This window comes from Methylobacterium sp. WL8, from assembly GCF_008040045.1.
In the GTDB taxonomy this organism is placed as follows: domain Bacteria; phylum Pseudomonadota; class Alphaproteobacteria; order Rhizobiales; family Beijerinckiaceae; genus Methylobacterium; species Methylobacterium cerastii.
In genome coordinates this window covers 53,681-73,921 of record NZ_VRVF01000005.1, presented here as the reverse complement: position 1 = coordinate 73,921, position 20,241 = coordinate 53,681, and the positions used below count along the sequence as shown (strand labels likewise).

The 20,241-nt window shown below is 70.8% G+C and carries 25 protein-coding genes; 13 read left to right on the top strand and 12 right to left on the bottom strand.

What is annotated here, in order from left to right:
• Positions 1-16: 16 nt before the first annotated feature.
• Positions 17-934 (bottom strand): UDP-3-O-acyl-N-acetylglucosamine deacetylase, encoded by a 918-nt coding sequence (locus tag FV234_RS03375; protein WP_147828127.1) that lies wholly within the window; start codon positions 932-934, stop codon positions 17-19.
• A 286-nt stretch (positions 935-1,220) separates the two neighbouring features.
• Here FV234_RS03375 and FV234_RS03370 point away from each other — a divergent pair, with 286 nt between their 5' ends.
• The 5 genes from FV234_RS03370 to FV234_RS03355 all read left to right on the top strand — a co-directional run bounded on the left by FV234_RS03370 (position 1,221) and on the right by FV234_RS03355 (position 5,807).
• The gene (locus FV234_RS03370; protein ID WP_147752229.1) at positions 1,221-1,907 is read left to right on the top strand and encodes a Crp/Fnr family transcriptional regulator; all 687 of its coding nucleotides are present in this window, start codon (positions 1,221-1,223) and stop codon (positions 1,905-1,907) included.
• A gap of 4 nt (positions 1,908-1,911) precedes the next feature.
• On the top strand, positions 1,912-2,985 hold the full coding sequence (locus FV234_RS03365) for an ABC transporter ATP-binding protein (RefSeq protein WP_246686106.1): 1,074 nt from the start codon (positions 1,912-1,914) through the stop codon (positions 2,983-2,985).
• A gap of 154 nt (positions 2,986-3,139) precedes the next feature.
• Complete coding sequence (locus FV234_RS26900) at positions 3,140-3,268, top strand: hypothetical protein (RefSeq protein WP_281407946.1); 129 nt, start codon at positions 3,140-3,142, stop codon at positions 3,266-3,268.
• A gap of 794 nt (positions 3,269-4,062) precedes the next feature.
• A complete protein-coding gene (locus tag FV234_RS03360) occupies positions 4,063-5,013 on the top strand; it encodes an ABC transporter permease subunit (protein WP_238272205.1) in 951 nt (316 codons plus the stop codon).
• On the top strand, positions 5,010-5,807 hold the full coding sequence (locus FV234_RS03355; RefSeq protein ID WP_147828080.1) for an ABC transporter permease subunit: 798 nt from the start codon (positions 5,010-5,012) through the stop codon (positions 5,805-5,807). The genes FV234_RS03360 and FV234_RS03355 overlap by 4 nt, the downstream gene beginning before the upstream one ends.
• Before the next feature lie 4 nt (positions 5,808-5,811).
• Here the strand turns inward: FV234_RS03355 and FV234_RS03350 are convergent, their stop codons facing one another.
• Together FV234_RS03350 and FV234_RS03345 are read right to left on the bottom strand one after the other, a co-directional pair.
• A complete protein-coding gene (locus FV234_RS03350; protein WP_147752225.1) occupies positions 5,812-6,471 on the bottom strand; it encodes a 3-oxoacid CoA-transferase subunit B in 660 nt (219 codons plus the stop codon).
• A gap of 22 nt (positions 6,472-6,493) precedes the next feature.
• On the bottom strand, positions 6,494-7,231 hold the full coding sequence (locus FV234_RS03345; RefSeq protein WP_147752224.1) for a CoA transferase subunit A: 738 nt from the start codon (positions 7,229-7,231) through the stop codon (positions 6,494-6,496).
• A 311-nt stretch (positions 7,232-7,542) separates the two neighbouring features.
• Here FV234_RS03345 and FV234_RS03340 point away from each other — a divergent pair, with 311 nt between their 5' ends.
• Positions 7,543-9,402: an AsmA family protein gene (locus FV234_RS03340; RefSeq protein WP_147752223.1), complete on the top strand. Its 1,860-nt coding sequence runs from the start codon at positions 7,543-7,545 to the stop codon at positions 9,400-9,402.
• Positions 9,403-9,528: 126 nt separating this feature from the next.
• Here the strand turns inward: FV234_RS03340 and FV234_RS03335 are convergent, their stop codons facing one another.
• Positions 9,529-10,014 carry a MarR family transcriptional regulator gene (locus FV234_RS03335; RefSeq protein ID WP_147815814.1) on the bottom strand — a complete coding sequence of 162 codons (486 nt, stop codon included), beginning with the start codon at positions 10,012-10,014 and terminating at the stop codon, positions 9,529-9,531.
• Positions 10,015-10,112: 98 nt separating this feature from the next.
• Here FV234_RS03335 and FV234_RS03330 point away from each other — a divergent pair, with 98 nt between their 5' ends.
• Positions 10,113-10,892, top strand: a complete 780-nt coding sequence (locus tag FV234_RS03330; RefSeq protein ID WP_147828079.1) for a DUF1499 domain-containing protein — start codon at positions 10,113-10,115, stop codon at positions 10,890-10,892.
• Between the two features lie 19 nt (positions 10,893-10,911).
• Here FV234_RS03330 and FV234_RS03325 read toward each other — a convergent pair whose 3' ends face one another.
• From FV234_RS03325 to FV234_RS26045, 3 genes are all read right to left on the bottom strand, one after another.
• Complete coding sequence (locus tag FV234_RS03325; RefSeq protein ID WP_147828078.1) at positions 10,912-11,853, bottom strand: MBL fold metallo-hydrolase; 942 nt, start codon at positions 11,851-11,853, stop codon at positions 10,912-10,914.
• A gap of 94 nt (positions 11,854-11,947) precedes the next feature.
• Positions 11,948-12,880, bottom strand: coding sequence for a DUF2865 domain-containing protein (locus tag FV234_RS03320; RefSeq protein WP_187273566.1), 933 nt, complete (start codon positions 12,878-12,880; stop codon positions 11,948-11,950).
• 407 nt (positions 12,881-13,287) lie between these two features.
• Positions 13,288-13,455, bottom strand: coding sequence for a hypothetical protein (locus tag FV234_RS26045; protein ID WP_187273565.1), 168 nt, complete (start codon positions 13,453-13,455; stop codon positions 13,288-13,290).
• A 276-nt stretch (positions 13,456-13,731) separates the two neighbouring features.
• Here FV234_RS26045 and FV234_RS03315 point away from each other — a divergent pair, with 276 nt between their 5' ends.
• Positions 13,732-13,908 (top strand): DUF1328 domain-containing protein, encoded by a 177-nt coding sequence (locus FV234_RS03315; RefSeq protein WP_003599466.1) that lies wholly within the window; start codon positions 13,732-13,734, stop codon positions 13,906-13,908.
• An 84-nt stretch (positions 13,909-13,992) separates the two neighbouring features.
• Here FV234_RS03315 and FV234_RS03310 read toward each other — a convergent pair whose 3' ends face one another.
• Positions 13,993-14,256, bottom strand: a complete 264-nt coding sequence (locus FV234_RS03310) for a NepR family anti-sigma factor (protein ID WP_147828076.1) — start codon at positions 14,254-14,256, stop codon at positions 13,993-13,995.
• Between the two features lie 195 nt (positions 14,257-14,451).
• On the opposite strand from FV234_RS03310, the gene FV234_RS03305 reads away from it, so the two are divergent.
• The gene (locus tag FV234_RS03305; RefSeq protein WP_147828075.1) at positions 14,452-15,255 is read left to right on the top strand and encodes a response regulator; all 804 of its coding nucleotides are present in this window, start codon (positions 14,452-14,454) and stop codon (positions 15,253-15,255) included.
• 426 nt (positions 15,256-15,681) lie between these two features.
• On the top strand, positions 15,682-16,053 hold the full coding sequence (locus tag FV234_RS03300; protein ID WP_147828074.1) for a hypothetical protein: 372 nt from the start codon (positions 15,682-15,684) through the stop codon (positions 16,051-16,053).
• A 160-nt stretch (positions 16,054-16,213) separates the two neighbouring features.
• Here FV234_RS03300 and FV234_RS03295 read toward each other — a convergent pair whose 3' ends face one another.
• From FV234_RS03295 to FV234_RS03285, 3 genes are all read right to left on the bottom strand, one after another.
• Complete coding sequence (locus FV234_RS03295) at positions 16,214-16,408, bottom strand: KGG domain-containing protein (RefSeq protein ID WP_147753119.1); 195 nt, start codon at positions 16,406-16,408, stop codon at positions 16,214-16,216.
• A gap of 62 nt (positions 16,409-16,470) precedes the next feature.
• A complete protein-coding gene (locus FV234_RS27045) occupies positions 16,471-16,788 on the bottom strand; it encodes a hypothetical protein (protein WP_187273564.1) in 318 nt (105 codons plus the stop codon).
• Positions 16,789-16,801: 13 nt separating this feature from the next.
• Positions 16,802-17,611 (bottom strand): electron transporter, encoded by an 810-nt coding sequence (locus FV234_RS03285; protein ID WP_147828072.1) that lies wholly within the window; start codon positions 17,609-17,611, stop codon positions 16,802-16,804.
• A 167-nt stretch (positions 17,612-17,778) separates the two neighbouring features.
• On the opposite strand from FV234_RS03285, the gene FV234_RS03280 reads away from it, so the two are divergent.
• On the top strand, positions 17,779-18,222 hold the full coding sequence (locus FV234_RS03280; RefSeq protein WP_147753122.1) for a Crp/Fnr family transcriptional regulator: 444 nt from the start codon (positions 17,779-17,781) through the stop codon (positions 18,220-18,222).
• A gap of 13 nt (positions 18,223-18,235) precedes the next feature.
• Here FV234_RS03280 and FV234_RS03275 read toward each other — a convergent pair whose 3' ends face one another.
• Entirely contained in the window at positions 18,236-18,679 is a 444-nt protein-coding gene (locus tag FV234_RS03275; protein ID WP_147828071.1) for a VOC family protein, read from the bottom strand.
• Positions 18,680-18,856: 177 nt separating this feature from the next.
• Between FV234_RS03275 and FV234_RS03270 the strand changes: the two genes are divergently transcribed.
• A complete protein-coding gene (locus FV234_RS03270) occupies positions 18,857-19,501 on the top strand; it encodes a L,D-transpeptidase (RefSeq protein ID WP_147753124.1) in 645 nt (214 codons plus the stop codon).
• A gap of 88 nt (positions 19,502-19,589) precedes the next feature.
• On the top strand, positions 19,590-20,237 hold the full coding sequence (locus FV234_RS03265; RefSeq protein WP_147828070.1) for a glutathione S-transferase N-terminal domain-containing protein: 648 nt from the start codon (positions 19,590-19,592) through the stop codon (positions 20,235-20,237).
• The last annotated feature ends 4 nt before the right edge of the window (positions 20,238-20,241 follow it).

Sequence of the window (20,241 nt, the reverse complement as noted above, 5' to 3'; positions counted from 1 at the left end):
GGACGGCGGCGAACGCTCAGACCAGCTCCCAGGCGTCGGGCTCGGCCAACAGCCGGGCCACCAGGGCGTGGTTGAGCTCGTGCCCGGTATGGGCCGCGATCAGCCGCCCGCGGATCGGGTGACCGGCGAGCGCGAGGTCGCCGACGAGGTCGAGGACGCGGTGGCGGACAGGCTCGTCGGCCACCCGCATCCCGCCGAGGATGCGCCCGCGCACGATCATCGCCGCCGAGCGGACGCCGCAGCCCTGCAGGAAGGGTTTTCGCGTGACGAAGCCGTAGGCGCGCCCGAGCATGGCGCGCCAATAGCGGCCGAAGCTCCGCGCCGGCGCGATCTCGGACAGGAACACGTCCGGCGTGATCGTCCCGGACCAGTCGAGCGGGCCGAAATGCGCCAGCGCGAGGTGGGCTGAGACGTGGAGCCCGTCATGCGGCTCGATCCGCAAGGTGCGCCGGCCATCCTCCACCTGGACCGTGCGCAGCATCCGGATCGTCCGGCGCGGCGCGCCGTTCTCGATCCGCCCTGCGGCACGGATCGCGCGGCACCAGGGCACGGCGCTGCCGTCGAAGATCGGCAGCTCCTCGGCGTCGATCTCGACGAGCGCCTCGTCGACGCCCTCGGCCGAGAGCGCGGCGAGCAGGTGCTCGACGGTGCGGATCAGCGGTCCCTCCGGGGACCGCAACGCGGTGCACAGCGGCTGGCGCTCGCGCAGCGACCACGAAGCCGGCACGTCGACCGTGCGGCCGTCGCGCAGCGTTCGGCGGAAGACGACGCCGTGGCCGGGCGGCGCAGGGCCGACGCGGACGGTGGCGCGGCGCCCGGTGTGGAGCCCACGTCCCGACAGGGAGAACGCGGCGCCGAGCGTCGCGCGGAAGGGGCCGCCCGGCGTCGAGACGAGGTCCGGCGCGGATCGTTCGGAGGGAAAGGCTGGAGGCATCGGGTCGGGGGGCGGCTGACGCTGCATTCCGGGTTCCGGGCACCCTCGCAGGCCGAATGCGGGCTTTATACCTAAAGTCATCCGGCAGGGTCAGGAAATCACGGCCTCGTGCCGTCTCGGGCGGCACCATCCACCCTCATCGGCCGCCGTCGGCTTGACCGGTGACGACCCGGTCGTCACGATCTTGCAACACATTCGACGACGCGACGCTCCGGGTCGGCTGCGCGGACTTCTAGACGGTCCGCGGCGCGACGGTCCCGGCGCATCGCGAAGGGACCGGTTTTCGATGGCGCGGCTCTCCACCATTCCGTTCTTCAAGGAGCCGGGCATCGAGCTCGCGCCCTTCGAGACGCGCTGCCACTGGCGCCGCTTCGACGAGAACGAGGTGTTGGTCGACTTCGACGACGTGTCTACCGACGTGTACTTCCTGGCCACCGGCGAGGTCCGGATCCTCAACCGCACGCAATCCGGCAAGGAAGTGATCCTGGGCGAGATGCGCGGCGGCGCGTTCTTCGGCGAGCTGTCGGCGCTGGACGGCGTCGGCCGCTCGGCCAACGTCACGGCGCTCACCCGCGGCGAGCTCTGCGTCGTCCCGGCCTCGGTGTTCCGCCAGATGGTGTTCGCCTCCGAGCCCATCGCAGACCGGCTGTTCCGCCTGCTGACCAAGCGCGTGCGCGAGCTGAACACCCGCCTGATGGAGCACGCGCTGCTCGACCTGCGCCACCGGCTCTACGCCGAGCTGCTGCGGCTCTCGGTGCCGCGGGCGGGCGGGGGCGACGAACGGGTGGTGACGCCGCCGCCCTACCACCACGTGCTCGCAGCCCGCATCGGCTGCCGCCGCGAGCAGGTGACCCGCGAGTTCACGGTGATGGCCGCCGAAGGCCTCGTCGACCGCACCCGCGGCGCCCTGGTGATCCGCCGGCCGGACCTGCTGGAGGCCCGGGTCGCCGAGGCCCTGCGCGAGGACAGCTGAGGCCTTGTCCGCGCCGCTGCTGCGACTGGAGACCCTGACCAAGCGGTTCGGAAGCGGGATCGCGGTCGACGCCGTGTCCCTCGACCTGGCGGCGTCCGAGTTCTTCTGCCTGCTCGGCCCCTCGGGCTGCGGCAAGAGCACGTTGCTCCGCCTCGTCGCCGGGTTCGAGGCACCCGATTCGGGCGCGATCCGCCTCGGGGACGAGGACCTTACCGCGCTGCCGGCGCACCGACGGCCGGTGAACATGATGTTCCAGTCCTATGCGCTGTTCCCGCACATGAGCGTCGGGCGCAACGTCGCCTACGGGCTGAAGGGCCTCGTCACGGGCCGCGCGGCGACGACCGAGCGGGTCGCGGCGCTGCTTCGCCTCGTACGCCTCGACGGCTATGCCGACCGCGCCCCGGCGACGCTCTCGGGCGGCCAGCGCCAGCGCGTGGCGCTCGCCCGCGCCCTCGCCCGCGAGCCGCGGGTGCTGCTCCTGGACGAGCCGATGGCGGCCCTCGACCGGAGCTTGCGCGAGGAGACGCAAGGGGAGCTGCGCGCCCTGCAGCGCCGGCTCGGCACCGCCTTCGTCGTCGTCACCCACGACCCCGCCGAGGCGATGACCCTCGCCGACCGCGTCGGCGTGATGGATCGCGGCCGGCTGGTTCAGGTGGGACGCCCCGCCGACCTCTACCGCCGGCCGGCCACGCGCTTCGTCGCGGGCCTGCTCGGCGACGTGAACCTCATCCCCGGCCGCCTCGGGGCGGACGCGCCCGGCCCGCACCGCGCCGTCGAGACCGCATTCGGGACCTGGCTCGGGCGCGCACCCGAGGCGCCGGTCGCGGCCGGCGCCGCCGTCGTCCTGGCAGTCCGCCCCGAAGATCTGCGCCCCGAAGATCTGCGCCTCGGCGGGGAGGGCGCGCCCGCGACGCTGATCGAGGAGACCTTTCTCGGCGACCGCATCCGCCGCGTCCTCCGCCTCGCCGACGGCACCCTGCTGCGCGCGACCGCCGCGCCGGGCGAGGGGGCACCGGCCGTGGGCGAAGCGGTCGCGATCCGCTTCGCCCCCGACGCCGCGACGATCCTGCCGGCATGAGAGGACCGGCGATCCCTACGATCGTCGTCATGCCTATCTCCGACGACGACCCGCCTTCCCCCTGAAGCGGGCAGAGCGATCGCACATGGCTTTTCCAGCCCTCGCTGCGGTGAGGGTGGTGCGTCGACGCCTATTAGAAGCCGGGAGGGGGTCGATGCGTGCAGTGCAGGACTTGTCCCCGACGGCTCGGGACCTCGCCCTCCTGCGCCGTCTCGCCCTCGACATCGTCGGCCGGGACGAGAAGAAGGCCTCTGTGCACACCAAGCGACGACTGGCCGGATGAAAGGACGACGACCTCGGCTCGACGCACAAGTCCGAGACATCCGACAAAACCGCCCCGTCGCTGCTTGACCCAACGGACGGTCGCTCATCATCGCATGCAGGAACGGCCCAAATCGGGGTGGGCTCGGGGCAATCTTGACAAAATTCCTACAACCTGCCTATAACCCCATCACGCGCTGCACGGCGCCGGGGCTGCGTTTCGTCCCGGTGCCGCCGTCAGGAGCCGGCCCGGTGATCGACGGGGCGGTCGGCAGCGTGGCGGCTCCCGGGTCGTCGGTCGGTCAGCCGGCGGCGCGGGCATCGTGGGGCAGGGACACAGAGCGGCGGGTTCACCCGCGTGCCGTTGCCCGGAGTGACCGGACCCGCAACGCGGGGCTGGGCTCGTGCTCGCGCGGGAAGGCTTAGGCGCGACCGACCGCTCACGCGGACGCGGAAGCGTGACAGGCGTTCGAGGTTTTACGCCTCCTGCCCCGCGTTGTGTAGCTACGATCGAACCAGTCGCGACGCCAAATCGGCGCCGACGCCCGCGTTCCGGGCCCGGCACCGCGGGACGCCGGGGAACCGACTAATCGCGCATCATCACAGGGTTCCGCGGCGTCCCGCGTCTCCTGTTTCGTGATGTTCGGGCCATGCCGCCGGCGGACTTTTGTTCGCGCGGGGTGGTTTTGGTGTGTCGCGACCACGACGCGCATCTTCCTCCCTTCTTTGCGTGGGGAGGGAACGCGTGGCGGCTTCGCATGTGCAATGTATGAACGTCGTCGCCCCGGAGATTGTGGTTCGGGTGAGGTTCTCGAAATGATCCCCCTGTCGCGCGCGCGAAGCCTACAGGCCCTGCTTCGCCTGCCGGTCTGGCTCTGGCTCGGCGCGTTCTTCCTGGTGCCGTTCGTCATCACCTTGAAGATCAGCCTGTCGGAGCCGGCCACCGCGATGCCGCCGTACCTGCCGGTGCTCGACTGGCGGGGCGGGGCGGGGGATTGGTCGGACTTCCTCCAGGCCTTGAACGTCGAGAACTACGTCACGCTTGCCACCGACGCGCTCTATCGCGACGCGGCCCTGGCCTCGGTGGCCTACGCGCTGGCGGCGACGATCATCCTGGCGGGCATCGCCACCCCGCTCGCCTACGCCATCGCCCGGAGCCCGGCGGGGCGTCAGCCGCTGCTCGTCGCCCTCGTCGTGGTGCCGTTCTGGACGAGCTTCCTGATCCGGGTCTACGCCTGGATCGCGATCCTGAAGCCGGAAGGCCTGCTCAACCTCGGGCTGATGCGCCTGGGGCTGATCGGACAGCCGCTAGAAATCCTGAATACCCCCGTCGCAGTGCTCATCGGCCTCGTCTACGCCTACCTGCCGTTCATGGTGCTGCCGCTCTACGCCGTGCTGAGCCGCCTCGATCCGGCTTTGCGCGAGGCGGCCGCCGACCTCGGCGCCTCGCCGGCCCGGGTGTTCCGGACGGTGACGCTGCCCCTCGCGCTCCCCGGCCTGCTGGCCGGCGCAGCGCTCTGCTTCATCCCCATGGTCGGCGAGTTCGTGATCCCGGACCTGCTCGGCGGCTCCGAGACGCTGATGCTCGGGCGCGTGCTGTGGAGCGAGTTCTTCTCCAACCGCGATTGGCCGCTCGCCTCGGCGGTGGCGATCCTGCTGGTCGTCCTCGTGGTCGGCCCGGTGGTGCTGTTCCGCGACGCCGCCGCCGAGGCCGCGAGCGGCGAGGGCTCGGGCAGAGAGATCCCGGGCAGAGAGGGCGCACCATGAGCGTGCTGACCCGATCCGTCCTGATCCGTGCCGTGCTGATCTCAGGGTTCGGCTTCCTCTACGCGCCGATCCTGGTGCTCGTCGCCTACTCGTTCAACGCGTCGGCGCTGGTCACGGTGTGGGGCGGGTTCTCGACCCGGTGGTACGGCGTGCTGCTGGCCGACGGGCCGTTGCTCGAATCCGCCTGGATGTCGCTGCGGGTCGCGACCCTGTCGGCCGCAATCGCCACCGCGCTCGGCACGCTCGCCGCCCTCGCGCTCGCCCGCCACGGCCGCTTCAGTGGGCGGACGCTGTTCACCGGCCTCGTCACCGCGCCGATGGTGATGCCGGAGGTGATCACCGGCCTGTCGCTGCTGCTGCTCTTCGTCGGGATCGGGCTCGACCGCGGGATGGGGGCGATCGTCGTCGCCCACGCGACGCTGGGCACCGGCTTCGTCGCGGTGGTCGTCGCCGCGCGCCTGCGCGGGCTCGACCGCGACCTGGAGGAGGCCGCGGCCGACCTCGGGGCCGGGCCGTTCCGGGTCTTCGCCACGGTGACGCTGCCGCTCCTGGCCCCCGGCATCGCCGCCGGGTTCCTGCTGGCCTTCACCCTGTCGCTCGACGACCTCGTGGTCGCGAGCTTCGTCTCCGGGCCGGGCGCGACCACCCTGCCGATGCGGCTCTACAGCCAGGTCCGCCTCGGGGTGAATCCGGAGATCAACGCCGCCTCGACGCTCCTGATCGCCGCGGTCGGCCTCGCGGTCGGCGCCGCGACGTGGCTCGGCGCCCGGCGGGGCGGCCGAGCCACGTCGTAGAACCTCAGGCGAGCCCCACCGTGTAGGCCGCCTCGGTCTTGCCGCGGATCTCGTCCTCGGTGACGCCGTCCGCGAGCTCGATCAGCCGCATCCCGCCGTCGCCGTGCTTGTCGATCGTGAACACGCCGAGATCGGTGATGACGAGGTCGACCACGTGCGTGCCGGTGAGCGGCAGGTCGCATTCCTTGAGCAGCTTGGGGCTCTCGGTGCCGTCCTTGTTCTTCGCCACGTGCTCCATGACGACGACGACGCGCTTGACGCCGGCCACGAGGTCCATGGCGCCGCCCATGCCCTTCACCATCTTGCCGGGGATCATCCAGTTGGCGAGGTCGCCGTTCCCGGCCACCTGCATGGCGCCGAGGATCGACAGGTTGATGTGCCCGCCGCGGATCATCCCGAAAGAATCGGACGAGGAGAAGTAGCTCGTCGTCGGCAGCGCCGTGATCGTCTGCTTGCCGGCGTTGATCAGGTCGGCGTCCTCCTCGCCTTCGAGCGGGAACGGGCCCATGCCGAGCATGCCGTTCTCCGACTGGAGCTGAACCGACATCCCGTCGGGGATGTAGTTGGAAACCAGGGTCGGGATGCCGATCCCGAGGTTGACGTAGAAGCCGTCCTCCAGCTCCTTCGCGGCACGTGCCGCCATCTGTTCGCGGGTCCAGGCCATTTTCGTGTTCCCTCTTGCCTGATCAGATCTGGCCGCCGCCGGCCGCCGCGGGCGCGGCTTCGGCGCGCTTGCGCACCGTGCGCTGCTCGATCCGCTTCTCGCGTCCCGGCACGTGGATGATGCGCTTCACGAAGATGCCGGGCGTGTGGATGTCGTCGGCGTCGATCTCGCCGGGCTTCACCAGGTGCTCGACCTGCGCCACCGTCATGGTCGCGGCGGTGGCCATCATCGGGTTGAAGTTCCGGGCGGTCTTCCGGTAGCGGAGGTTGCCCTCGGTGTCGCCGGTGTGGGCGTGGATGAGCGCGAGGTCCGCGAACAGGCCGCGCTCCATCACGAAGTGCTCGCCGTCGAACTCACGCACCTCCTTGCCCTCGGCGACCTTGGTGCCGACGCCGGTCTTGGTGAAGAAGGCCGGGATGCCGGCTCCGCCCGCGCGGATGCGCTCGGCGAGCGTCCCCTGCGGGTTGAACTCGATCTCGAGTTCGCCGCCGAGATACTGCCGGGCGAACTCCTTGTTCTCGCCGACATAGGACGAGATCATCTTGGAGACCTGCCGCGTGTCGAGCAGCTTGCCGAGACCAACGCCGTCGATGCCGGCGTTGTTCGAGACGATGGTCAGGCCCTTCACGCCCGATTCGCGCACAGCCTCGATCAGTTCGTCGGGGATGCCGCAGAGGCCGAAGCCGCCGCACATCACCATCATGTCGTTCTTCAGCAGCCCCGCGAGCGCCGTCGTCGGATCCGCATAGACCTTCTTCATGGACGTTGAACCCTATCAAGGCCCGCGCGCGACGGCGCCGACAATCGTTTCCGCGAAAGCTGTCTCCGATTCCGACGCGCCGGTAAAGGCGCCCGGTGCCGGGAATCAAAGCGCCGGCATGCGTTCGAAGGCGGCGGGGACGGCCGGGCGCCGCGGGCAGACAAAGCCGATCGAAGGCTTTAAGGGAATCACCCGAACGGTCCGATGCATGACGGCTGGGGGGAGCCTGAGACATCGCGGACGCGTTCGTCGTCCCCCGTCGCGCCTACGCCGCTCCTCGGCGCTCCCGCGACGTGCCCGCCCGGAGTGCAATGTCGCCGCGCCGCCCCCTCATCGCCGTCGGCCTCGCGTCGATGGCCGCCCTCGTGGCGGGCTTGGCGACCCTGCCCTGGCCGGTCGGCACCCCGACAGCGGCGGCTTTCGTCAGCCGCGGCCTGCGCGAGTTCGGCCTCGCGCTCACCGCGGAGGGCGCGACGACGATGACGCTACTCCCGCTTCCGCGCCTGAGCTTCACCCGCACCCGGATCACCGGGGCGCAGGCCGGCGGACCTGCCCTGATCGAGGGCGGCAGCCTCGACCTCGACCTCAATCCGCTCGCCCTGCTCTCGGGCCAGGCCGACCTCGGCTCGGTCGCGCTGGGCGGCGCTACCATCCACATGCCCGACGGCGCCGACGACCCGCGCTGGGCCGAGCCCGCCCGCCGCATCGGCGCGCGCCTAGCCCAAGGCGGCACCAACCATCCGCGCCGGATCACCTTGAGTGGCACCACCCTCGATTCCGCGAATCCGGGAGCCGGCGCGCAGGCGGTCGACCTGACCCTCGCCTGGCCGATCTGGAGCGCCAGCCTCGACGCGGCCGCGACCCTGACCTGGCGCGGCGCGCGCACCAGCGTGGCGGTCGTCGGCCTGCGCGCGGGCGACCTCCTGGCCGGAGCCGCGTCGCCCTTCGCCCTGAACGCCGCGTGGCCCACGGGGAGCCTGTCGGCCGACGGCACCGCCACCACCGCGGGCGGCTTCGCGATGCAGGGGCGGGGACGGGTCGAGACGCGCTCGTTGTCCGAGACGATGGCCTGGATCGGCGGCGACGTGGCGCTGGCGCCCTTCATCCGGACCCTCGTGCTCGACGGCCGCTTCGAGACCGCCGGCCGGACCCTGTCGTTCTCGAGCCTGCGCGCAACCCTCGGCGACGACGTGCTCGAAGGCGCGGGCTCGATGAGCTTCGGCGAGGCCCGCACCGCGGTCCAGGCAACGCTCGCCGCCGACAGCCTCAACCTCGCGCCCCTGCTTGGCGGGCTGATGCAGGTCTTCGGCACCGCTCCGGCGGATGACGGCACCGCGGAGCCGGCCCGGCCGGTGGCCCTGGCGCCGCTCACCGGCGGCGACCTCGACCTGCGCATCTCGGCCGCCGAGAGCCGAATCGGCCCGGTCCTCCTCAGCGACCTCGCCGCGAGCGTGCTGGTGCGGCCGGGCTCGATCGAGGTCGCGCTCAACCGCGCCGGGCTGCAGGGCGCGACCCTGAAGGGCCGGGTCGCCCTCTCGGCCGCCGGCGCAGACGGCGGCGAGACCGAGGTGAAAGCGCAGGGCGCGTTCGACCGGCTCGACCTCGGATCGCTCCTCCTCGACCTCGGGGAGGCGCGCTGGGTGCTCGGCGGCACGCAAGGCCAGTTCACCCTGGAGAGCAGCGGGCGCGACACCGCGGACCTCGCGGCGCACGTCGCCGGGCGGGCGGGCTTCACCATCGACGGCGGCGTGCTGGCCGGGATCGACCTCGTCGACGTCCTGCACCGCAACGGGGCGATCGCGCCCGGAGCGCTCGCCCGCCGCAACGGCCGCACGCCGTTCGAGCGCGCCGCGATCGCCCTGCGCTTCGCCGACGGCATCGGAGAGATCGGCGAGGGCACTTTGAAGACCGCGAGCCTCACGGGCATCCTGCGCGGGCAGATCTCGCTGCCGGCGCGCAGCGTCAGCGCTCGGGCGGAGCTCGGCCCGAAGGCCGGCGGCGACCCCGGCCGCCCAGGGCTCGCCTTCGAGATCGTCGGCCCGTGGGATGCCGTGCGCGTCCGGGCCGCGCAGAAGGCGGCCGAGCCGGAGCGGCGCGACGAAGGGCCGGCGTCGCTGCACGTGCCGACCTCGGTCGTGATCCCGGGCACCGCGCGCGCCTACGCACCCTGATCCGCCGAGCCCGGCCCAGTCATACCAAATCCGGTTGATCCCTTCGGGATGGCGGATTTAGGCTTCGCTCAGGCGCCGCGCGGGCTTGCCTGATACGGCCTCCGCTTTGATCAAGCGGAAGCCGTATCAGTCGGTAGGGTTTTCGGCTTCCGCCCGGGCCAGCGCCCGCCAGCGCAGCACCAAGGCCTCGAAAGCCGCGAGGTCGTCATCGCCGAGCCGTCCCAGCGTCTGCCCGACATAGGCCGCCTGCGCCGCCAGCCCCTGCGCGGCGAGGTCGGCCCCGACCGGCGTGAGGTGGAGCGCGTGCGAGCGCCGGTCGCCGGGGATCGGCCGCCGCTCGACGAGCCCAGCTTCGACCAGGCGGTCGATCAGGCCGGAGACGTTGCCCTTCGTCACGTAGAGCCGGGCCGCGAGATCCTGCTGGGTCAGGCCCTCGCGCTCGGTCAATGTGGAGAGCACATCGAATTGTGGGATCGACAGGCCGAGGCCGCGCAGCCGCGCGCTCATCGCCGCGGTCACGCGCCGGTTCAGACGGATGAAGCGGAACCAGACGCGCAGGGGGTCCGCGGCGTCTGCGGGGTCCGGATCGGGGGCTGGGAGGGAACGCGGCATTGGGGACGAGGCTATAGCAGACCGGGCGGTCCCCGCGAGTGGCGCGGCTGCGCTGCGGCCGGTATAGCCTTCGCATCCCCTGCAGCCCCACACGAGCCATGCGCCGCCTACTCGTCGAGGAACCCGTCACCCGCGCCGGCCCGCTCGCACGGTGGACCGCCCTGTTCTCGCTCGTGGTCTCCGGGATCGCGATCGTGCTGGTGCGCGATCCCCGTACCGAGGCCGGGCCGGCGCTGGCGACCCTCGCCGCCGGCCTTTGCGTGGCGCTGGTGGCCGTGGCGCTCGCCGCGTACGCCTTCGTCCGGGTCTGGCGGGAGGGCGCCCGCGGCCTCGGCGCCGCGATCGCCGGCCTCGTCCTCGCCATGCTGGTCCTGGCCTACCCGGCCTACGCGGCGCTCCGCGGATTCCGGCTGCCCGCGCTGACCGATGTGACCACCGACATCGACAACCCGCCAGCCTTCTCGCGCTCGCGCGCCGCCTTCGCCGCCCGCAACGGAGGCTATCCGCCCGATCCCGGTCCGCAGGCCCGCGAGAAGCAGCGCGCCGCCTACCCGCAGATCGCGCCGCTGACCCTAGACATCGGCGCCGACGAGGCGTTCGAGCTGGCGCGCAAAGCCGCCGTGAACCGCAAGTGGCAGATCGTCGAGGCGATACGCCCCGGCGGGCGGGTCGGAAACGGCCGGATCGAGGCCGTCTCGCGCAGCCTCATCCTCAACCTACCCGACGACGTCACCATCCGCGTCCGGCCGCGCGCCGACGGCGCTCGCATCGACGTCCGCTCCGCCTCACGGCTCGGCACCCGCGACCTCGGCGTCAACGCCGACCGCATCCGAGCCTATCTCGACGAGGTCGCAAACCTCGCGCTCGCGGTGAAGTAGTGGCCTGCGGCCCGGCGCCTCAGCCGACTGCCGGAGTGACCGGCCGGAAGACGCCGTCGAGCCGCGGCGGGCCGTCCGTGGCCACGAGCCCGCGCGCGACGAGGTCCTCGAGGTGGGCGAAAACCGACAGCGCCGCCGCGCCGCGCAGGCGCGGATCGAGGCTCTGGTAGGTAGCGGTGACGATCGCCGGGATCGTGTCGTCGCCAGCAGTGATCCGCGCACGGATCGAGGCCTCGCGGTGGCGGCGGTGGTTGGCGAGCCCCCGGACGAACCGACGGGGGTTGCGCACCGGCCCCCCGTGTCCCGGCCAGTACACGGTTTCGTCGCGGCCCCGGAGCTTGTCGAGGGAATCCATGTAGGCGCGCATCGAGCCGTCGGGCGGCGCGACGATGCTGGTCGACCACGCCATCACGTGGTCGCCGGAGAACAGAGCCACCTCCTCCGGCAGGGCGAAGGCGAGGTGGTTCATGGTGTGCCCCGGCGTCTCGACGGCGACCAGCGTCCAGCCCGACCCGTCGAGCGTGTCGCCCTCGTGCATCGGCCGGTCGGGGACGTGGTCGCGGTCGGCGGCGGCGTCGAGATGGCCGACCTCGCCGACGGCGAGCGGGCGCGCCGCCCGATGCGGCAGGCAGCCGGCGATCGGCGCGCCGGTGCGCGCCTGAAGCAGGCGTGCGCCCGGCGAGTGGTCGCGATGGGTATGGGTAACGACGATTGCGGCGACCGTCTCGGACCCGAGGTCGGCCAGCAGCGCATCGACGTGGCCGGCATCCTCGGGCCCCGGATCGATCACCGCGACCTGCCCGTGCCCGACGACGTAGGTGCAGGTGCCGCTCGCCGTGAACGGACCGCCATTGGGCGCAACGCGACGGCGGACCAGAGGGCTCAGCGTCTCAAGGCGGCCATTCGCAGGCATCGCCGTCTCGAAGTCCGGCGCGTCACCGCCCGCATTCGTCTCCGCCATCGTAGGCCCCTGTCGCTCCCGAACGACCCGGGGCTACGCGATCGCGGCATCGTGGACAATCGAGCGCGGGACGGTACGCGATCGCGGCGCGCCGTCACCGGAACGGGGAGGGCGTGACCACGCGGATCTCGTTCTGGCCGCCGACGGCGCGGGCCGGGATACGGAAGCCATCGCCGACGGAGGCGACCTGCACGAGGCTCGCCCGCTCGGCGGTGCGCAGCGTCCTGCGGAAGACGCGCGCTTCGGCGTCACGCCGGATCGCGCCGACCTTGGCCTCGATCCGCCGGCTCTGGCCGCGCGTGATCGCGGCTTGCCGAAAGTCGACGAGGGCAACCGAGCCCGAACGGCTGCGCGTCACCACGTCGGCGCTGTCATGGGTGGCGACGACGTCGCCCTTGCGCAGCGTCAAGTCGTTGGCGACCGGCAGCGGGGTAGTGCCGGGCGCGGCCTGGCAGGAGCAGTTCTCCACGCGGCGCTGGCGGTAGATGTTGGCGAGTGCCGAGGCACGGTACGGCAAACCCTGCGGGCTGATCGCGCGGTCGAGTTCGGTTTCGCGTGCGCCGAGGGTGTAGACGTTCGTCGGCGCACCAGGACAGGCGGCGGCGCAGGCCGCCTCGTGGACCGGCATGTCCGCCCGCGCTCCGAGGGTGCCGAGGGGAAAGAGGTAGCCGTCGCACATCCGCACGCAGACCGTGCGCCGCCCGGTGGAGGCGACGGCCACGGCGACCGGTGCCGCACGTTCCGAGCGAGCCCGTGCCCGCGCCCGGCGCGACCGGCCGAGCGCAAGGTCGGCCACGGGACGCGGCGTGTGGTAGAGCGGACGCGGAACGCCGAGGCGGCGGCCATCGGGCAGGTTGGCGTAGCGTCCGGGCCGGTGCACCTGAGGCGCGGGCTGCGGCAGGGCCGGCGCGAACAGCTCTTGGAAGAAGTCGATCAAGCCGCCGCGCTCGGACGCCTGCACGAGGCTCGAGCCGATCGTGACGCTGCCGAGCCCGAGGATCAGACCCGCAACCGCAGTGCCGATCATCTGTCGCCGCGTTCCTCCGGAGCCGTAAAACGCACTCCACCGCGCCAAGAACGCCATGCTTCGTCAGATCCCAATCAGTCCGGCACGCCGGCCCGGCGAGGGCGGGGCGGTCGGCGCCGACTTAAAGACCGGTTAAGCCGAGCGGCAAGTGCGTAAGACAACCGAGTTGATCACAACATCGCTGCGATCAGGAGCAGGAATAGGCCGGTCGAACCAGCGATCGGCGTTAAGGTTACAGCCGTTTCGACTTGCTGGACCCAGATCGTCGTCCTCGACCCTTGCGGGATCGGCGCGGTGGATGGCACGGCTCTCGAACTTTCTCCGTCACGGAAAACCGGTGGACAGCGCATGAAAAAGCCGCCCCGGAGGGCGGCTCGCAGAAAGACGCAGGATGAGCTCGGGTGCGATCAGGGCCGGCGCACCGGTCCGTTGCTCCGAACGCGCACCGGAACGAGGCGCGCCTCCGGCTGCGGGACCAGGACGCCCAACACTTCCTCGACGCCGCGTGCGGCGGCTCCGGCGGCGGAGTTGACGATATCCGTGAGGCGCTGGACGAGGGCGGAGGCGTTTCTCATCGCTGTTCTCTGGTTTCGGACCTGGGATGAGGAACGCCGGGCCGGATCGATCCGTTCCGGCTGCGGCCTCGTGCCCACTCCAACAATATGGCGTGACATGCGCGCTGGCGCGAGGGGTCGATCGAGGAATTCGGCGAATCACCGGCACCCGGACCGCAACTCTCATTTTTCGTGTGTGCAGGCATTCGAAGTCGCGGAACCGAAACAACGACTTGACGTTTGGGATGTCAGAAGGTCGCGGCCAAGCCCGCGTCCATGTTTTCAAGGACAACGCAGATGCTCGGATGGGCCGTTACGTTCCTCGTCGTGGCCCTCGTGGCCGCTCTGCTCGGTTTCGGCGGCATCGCCGGAACGGCGATGGAAGCCGCGAAGCTGGTGTTCTTCGTCGCGATCGTCCTGTTCGCCATCTCCGCCGTGATCGGCTTGATGCGCGGCCGTTCGCCGACGCTCTGACACGCGCTGGGTGACGAAGACTGATACAAGATCCCGCAGGCGCTCAACGCGCCGCGGGATCTTCTAGGAAGGAGCCGGAGCGCCTCAGGGTGACTTCGGTTCCTTCGCGTCGAGGCGCTCGATGAGGTCGCGGAAGCGATCCGGGACGGGTTGCTGGACGAGGCCGTCGTAGAGGGAACGCAGCGTGCTTCCGATACGAGCCTGGGCATGATCGCTGAGGCGGGACGATCCGCGGTGCCGACCCGCAGAGTCGGGAACGATCGTCTGAGAGACCCCGCCGCCGTCGGCGATGCCATCGCCCGCACGGCCACGGCCGATCGGCCTCTCGGCTTTCGCAGCGTCGGTCATCCTCGCGCCCCCTGGTGCCGTTCACGGCATCTCGTCACGAGCCATGCCCGCATTGTCTTGAAGCGCGACATACGCCATGGCTGCATCAGCAACGCCGACGGGCGGAGGCGGTTCCGCACCCGCCCGGAACGGAGTCGGATGCCCCGCGTTGGGGCGGCAGGTTGAATAGCAGGCCGACAAGGCACAGGGGATCGTATGTCGACATCGCAACTCGTGGTGCAGCACCTGCCCTACCTGCGGCGCTATGCGCGCGCGCTGACGGGCAGCCAGGTGGCGGGCGACGCCTACGTCGCCGCGACCTTGGAGACGCTGGTCAACGAGCCGGATACGCTCGGCCGCAGCACGAACGTGAAGGCCGACCTGTTCCGCGTGTTCACGCGTATCTGGAACTCCCTGTCGGTCAACGGCCGCAGCGAGCAGGTGCAGCACGACCTCCCCGCCGAGGTCCGGCTCGGTCAAATCACGCCGCTGCCGCGCCAGGCCTTCCTGCTCTCCTGCCTCGAGGGATTCTCGGAGGAGGACGCGGCGATCATCCTCGACGTCGATGTCAGCCAAGTCCGCGACCTCGTCGATGAGGCGGGCCGCGAGCTCGCCGCCGACATGGCGACCGACATCCTCATCATCGAGGACGAGCCGCTGATCGCCATGGACCTCGAGGCGTTGGTCGAAGGGCTGGGTCACAACGTCATCGGCGTCGCCCGCACCCGCACCGAGGCGGTCAAGATCGCCTCCGACAGCAAGCGCCCCGGCCTGATACTCGCCGACATCCAACTCGCCGACGGCTCGTCCGGCCTCGACGCGGTGAACGACCTGCTGAAAACCTTCGAGGTTCCGGTGATCTTCATCACCGCCTATCCCGAGCGCTTCCTCACCGGCGAGCGGCCCGAGCCGGCCTTCCTCATCGCCAAGCCGTTCCAGCCCGCCAACGTCTCGGCCGTCATCAGCCAGGCGCTGTTCTTCCAGCAGACGGCGCGTCGGCGGGAAGCCAAGTCCCCCTGAGATCCGGGCGGCGACCCGGCCGCCTGCGCTTCGGTCCCCAAAACGACGAAACCCCGGCTCGCGCCGGGGTTTTTTGTTGCCCGAACGCCCGGATGGTGACCGGGCACAAAAAAACGGGCCGGAGAAATCTCCGACCCGTCGATAAGGTTCCGGCCGATGCACAAGGGGAATGCGGGGAGGACCAGGTGGCCGGGTGCATCATCAACGAGCGCCACCCCGGTGAGTTCCGATACGCTGCGCTTTTTCGACGTGTGTGGCGTTAACGCCACGACGGCCGCCTGTGGATAAGATGCGCGGATCGCTGCAGCGATTCGAAAAATCCGACCTCAATACTGATTCCGGCGAAAGCGCGGCAGTGACGGAACCGGATCGCGGAAGACGCGTTTTCGAATCATCCTGTCAAGCTCCCACTCGGAGATCACGACGATGCTTCGGTCAGGCTTCCTTCTCGGCGTTAGCGCACCGGCCGCCATCCTGACGTTGCTCGTCCACCCGATGGTGCAGGCCGGCGCCGACCAGTGGGTTCCGGCAACGCCTATCGTGGCTCCGGCCTCGTTCGAGGCGCGTCCGTTGCCCGGCCTGCGCCCCGTGTCGCTTGCGATCCGGCCGAGCCGCGTGGCGAGCCTCCAGGCCGGGCCGAACCGTGCCGTGCCGGCCGCAATGGAGACGGCACAGGAGATCGGGACGAAGCCGCCGCTGAAGCCGCGCATGCGGATGCGCGAGGGTTGCGAAGCGGCCCTGAGTTCCCTCGTTGGCCCCGAGGCCCGCCGCATGATCCCGGGCCGCTGCATTTCCTAATCGATACGTCGTGCTAGTACGTTTCACTGAGACCGACCAACGCAAAGGCCTGCCCCAACACCTGGGGCGGGCCTTTGCGTTTTCCGTCACCGAAACCGAGCACCAAAAAAAGGCGCCTGCCCTCGGAGGGCAGGCGCCGCCTATCGCCGACGACGATCGATTATTCGGCGCCGTCGCGTCCGGTGCCGGTCGCCTGGCCGCCCTTGCGACCGGCAGACGAGGCCAGCTCGCGATCCTGCGAGAAGGACCGCTTCTCGGCCGGCACACTGCGGCCACCCTTGCTGGCGATCTCGCGCTGGCGCTCAAGATCCATCGACGCAAAACCTCGCTTGGAGGTCGAATTACCGGATGCCATCAGCTCCTCCTCAGGCTTCTCTTCACCCTTTCACAACCTTCGCCAGTATCCGAAGGTTCCTCTCACGCTTCTGCGACAAGCTTAGCCGCAACCACGCCGGTGCGATGGCGTTGGAACACAGAAGGCGCGGGGCGCGAGCATTCTCCGCCCGCTTCGAACAAGGTGTTTTCGAGCATGACGAATCGCGAGATGGTGTCCGCCGCGGCCCGGGCTTCGGCGGAGGCCGCGCCGAAGCCGAAAACGACGGCGCTTCCGCCCATGCCCGCGGACGAGGGCAGCGCGACGCTGACGACCCACGAGGAGCCGATCGACTCGCCGCAGCCGAACGCCAGCGTGAAGCGCGATCCTCCGAGTGACGAGAAGCCCGGCCCGTCCACCAAGCGCTGAGTACGCTCAGGCCTGCCGCGGACGACGGGCGAGGAACACGATGCCGCCCGCCATCGCGAGGATCGTCGCAGCCGCAGCGATGCTGAGGATGCGACGGATCATAGGCGTGTAGATGCCGGTGGCGGCATCGTAGCCGTAGCAGAGCAGGACGAGCCGGTCGGCGAGGCTGCCCGTGCGACCCTCGCCGGCTTCGACGAGAGCGAGCCGCAAATCGCCGCCGTTCAACGCCAGAGGCGAAAGGACGCGGGCGACGCGGCCGTCCCCGGTCAGCAGGATCGCGGCGGCGGGGTGGGCGAAGCTGTCGGTACCCGCGTCGTAGACGAAGTCGTAGCCAAGCGCCCGGGTCAGCCTGTCCACCGCCCCGGCGTCGCCGACCAGGGCGGCCGCCTTTGCCGCGAGCGCCGGGTCGCCCAGTTCGGTGCCGAGCATGTGCCGGGCGGCGGCCGCGTCGTCCCGCGGGTCTATGCCGACGAGGATCAGGCTGTAGTCGCGGCCGGCGACGAGCCTCGTCGCGGCCAGCGCCGCCCCGGACATCGCCAGCATCGGATCGCAGACGTTGCCGCAGGTGTAATCCACCGGCAGCATCAGCGTCGGCCGACCGCCCAAAGCCGCACCCAGGGTGGTCGGCCGGTCGCCCGACGCGTCGGTGAACGCGAGGTCGAGGGGGACACGGGCACTCGAGGGTGGCGCGACCGCGACGCGGGCGAGTTCGATCCGGTTCAGGCGGGCGGCCGCCGGCGCGACGGCGAGCGGCAGGCCGAGCACGAGCAGCGCGAGCAGGGACGCAGCAAGGCGAAGACGGCGGGCGCGGCTCATGGCACCTCCTGTGGGCCTCCGCATGCCCGATCCCATGCGGCGCGGCATCCGGGGCAAGCCGTCGCAGCATGCCCCGGCAACGTGAGGGCTGGACAAGATCGCCGCAAGCCGCATGGATGACGCGGCCGGCCCCATCACGAGATCCGGCGCGGTCCGGAGTCCCACCCATGACCCTCGATACGGAGGTTACCTCCCTTCGGCAGGTGCCGCTGTTCCGCGAGGTCGAGCCGTCGCGGCTGAAGCTCCTCGCCTTCACCAGCGAGCGGGTGCACTTCGAGCCCGGCCAACAGTTCTTCACCCGCGGCGACGTGGCGGACGCCGCCTACCTGATCCTGGAGGGCAGCGCCGCGGTGACCATCGACGGCGCCGCCGGGCCGGTGCGGCTCGCCCTACTCGGCGCAAACGCGCTGGTCGGAGAAATGGGCATCCTGGCCGACCAGCCGCGCTCGGCCACCGTCACCGCCGAGACGGCGGCGACGGCCCTGCGCATCGACCGCGGCGTGTTCCTCGAGCTGTTGGCGCAGTTTCCTCAGATCAGCATCGCGCTGATGCGCGAACTCGCACTGCGCCTAGAGCAAACGAACCAGGCGCTGGCGCAGAGCCGCGGCTGAAGCCGCGGGCGGATTATGGCGTCGGGTAGGTGATGAACTCCATCAGCGACCCGTCGGGATCGCGGAAGTAGACGCTGGTCCCGGGCCCGGCCGCGCCATGGCGTTCGACCGGACCGCGCTCGACGGGGACGCCGCAGGCGGCCAGGTGCGCCATCGCCTCCTCGATCGTGCCGGACCAGCGGAAGCACAGGTCGCTGCCGCCCGGCATCACAGGCTTCTCCGCCAGGGGCTCCGGCGACAGGCCCGGGCCGTGGCAGTTCAACTGGACCCCGCCGAGCCGGTAGGCGAAGCCCGCCCCGACCGGGACAACCTCGGCCCCGACGACGTCGCCGTAGAAGGCGTTCGCTCGCGTCCAGTCGCTGACGTGGATCACGCAATGGTCGAGATGGATCGCCGGGCGCAGGGGCGTCTCGGGCAGCGCGCCTTGCATCTCGGGAAGGGTGAGCGTGTCGGCCATGATGCGCCTCGTGTCGAAACCGATCCGGGAAAGTTAGGGCGCAAGCCACGGCCGAACGAGGCGAAATCCGGGCAATCGTACCGGGCGCTTCGACCGACCTGAGACGCAAAAGTCACATCGTGGGGGAACGCGAGGCGGTAGGCATGATCCGAACGCTCCCTCGCCTCGTGAGGCCCCATGCCAATCCGCCGGATCCTGCTCGCCGCGGTCCTGATCGCGCCGCTCGCCGCCTGCAACCAGCGCGGACCGGTGAACGTCGCCGCCAACGACGAGGAGGCGGCGTGGTACATCGGCACGAAGCCCGACAAGCCGTTCGACGTGCCGCTGGTCGACACCAACCGCCTCGATCCGAAGTACCGCCGGCAGGTCGTGAGCTACAACGGCCCCGAGCGGCCCGGCACCATCGTCGTCGACATCGACAAGCGCCAGCTCGCCCTCGTCCAGGCCGACGGCACGGCGATGCAGTACGGCGTCGGCGTGGGCAAGCTCGGCTTCTCCTGGAAGGGCGAGGCTCGCGTCGGCCGCAAGGGCGTCTGGCCCGACTGGAGCCCGACCACGACCATGGTCGCCCTGCACCCGGAGATCGACCGCCAGCGCAAGGGCGGCGTCGACAACCCGCTCGGCGCCCGCGCGCTCTACCTCTACCAGGGTAACCGCGACATCCTGTTCCGCATCCACGGCACCAACGAGCCCTGGAGCATCGGCGAGCAGATGTCGTCCGGCTGCGTCCGCATGCTCAACGAGGACATCGTCGACCTCTACGAGCGCGTCCCCGTCGGAACGCAGGTGCTGATCAAACGCAACGGCAAGTATCGGGTCTGAGCACGCACCGGATCTGAACGCTGCGGCTCGACCGGAGCGGGGCACCGGCATAGCGTGCGCCCGAAACGTCCACCCTTCGGAGACCGCGATGCCGACCACGACCGACGCGATCGTCCTTCACCACGCGCCGAACACCCGCTCGACGGGCGTGCGGGTGCTGCTGGAGGAGCTCGGCGCGCCGCACGATCTGCACGTCATCAACCTGAAGGCGGGCGAGCAGCAGGGCAGCGCGCATCTCGCCGTCAACCCGATGGGCAAGGTTCCGGCGATCCGCCACGGCGCCGCGACGGTGGCGGAGCAGGCGGCCTGCTACCTCTACCTCGCCGACCTGTTTCCCGAGGCCGGCCTCGCGCCCGCCCTGACCGATCCGGCTCGCGGCGCGTACCTGCGCTGGATGGTCTTCTACGGCTCGTGCTTCGAGCCCGCCGTGATCGACCGGGCGATGGAGCGCGACCCGCCGCCTCGGATGATGTCGGCCTACGGCGACTACGACACGGTGCTGTCCCAGGTCATCGCCATGCTGACCCCCGGCCCCTGGATCCTCGGCGAGCGCTTCTCCGCAACGGACGTGCTGTGGGGCTCGGCGCTCGGCTGGACCACCGCGTTCAAGCTCGTGCCTGAGGAGCCGGCGATCATGGCCTACCTCGCGCGCTACCGGGCGCGGCCGGCCTACCAAGCGATCTCGGCCGACGACGCCCGCCTCGCGGCCGCGCAGCAGGAGAGCGCGCCGGGCTAGGCGG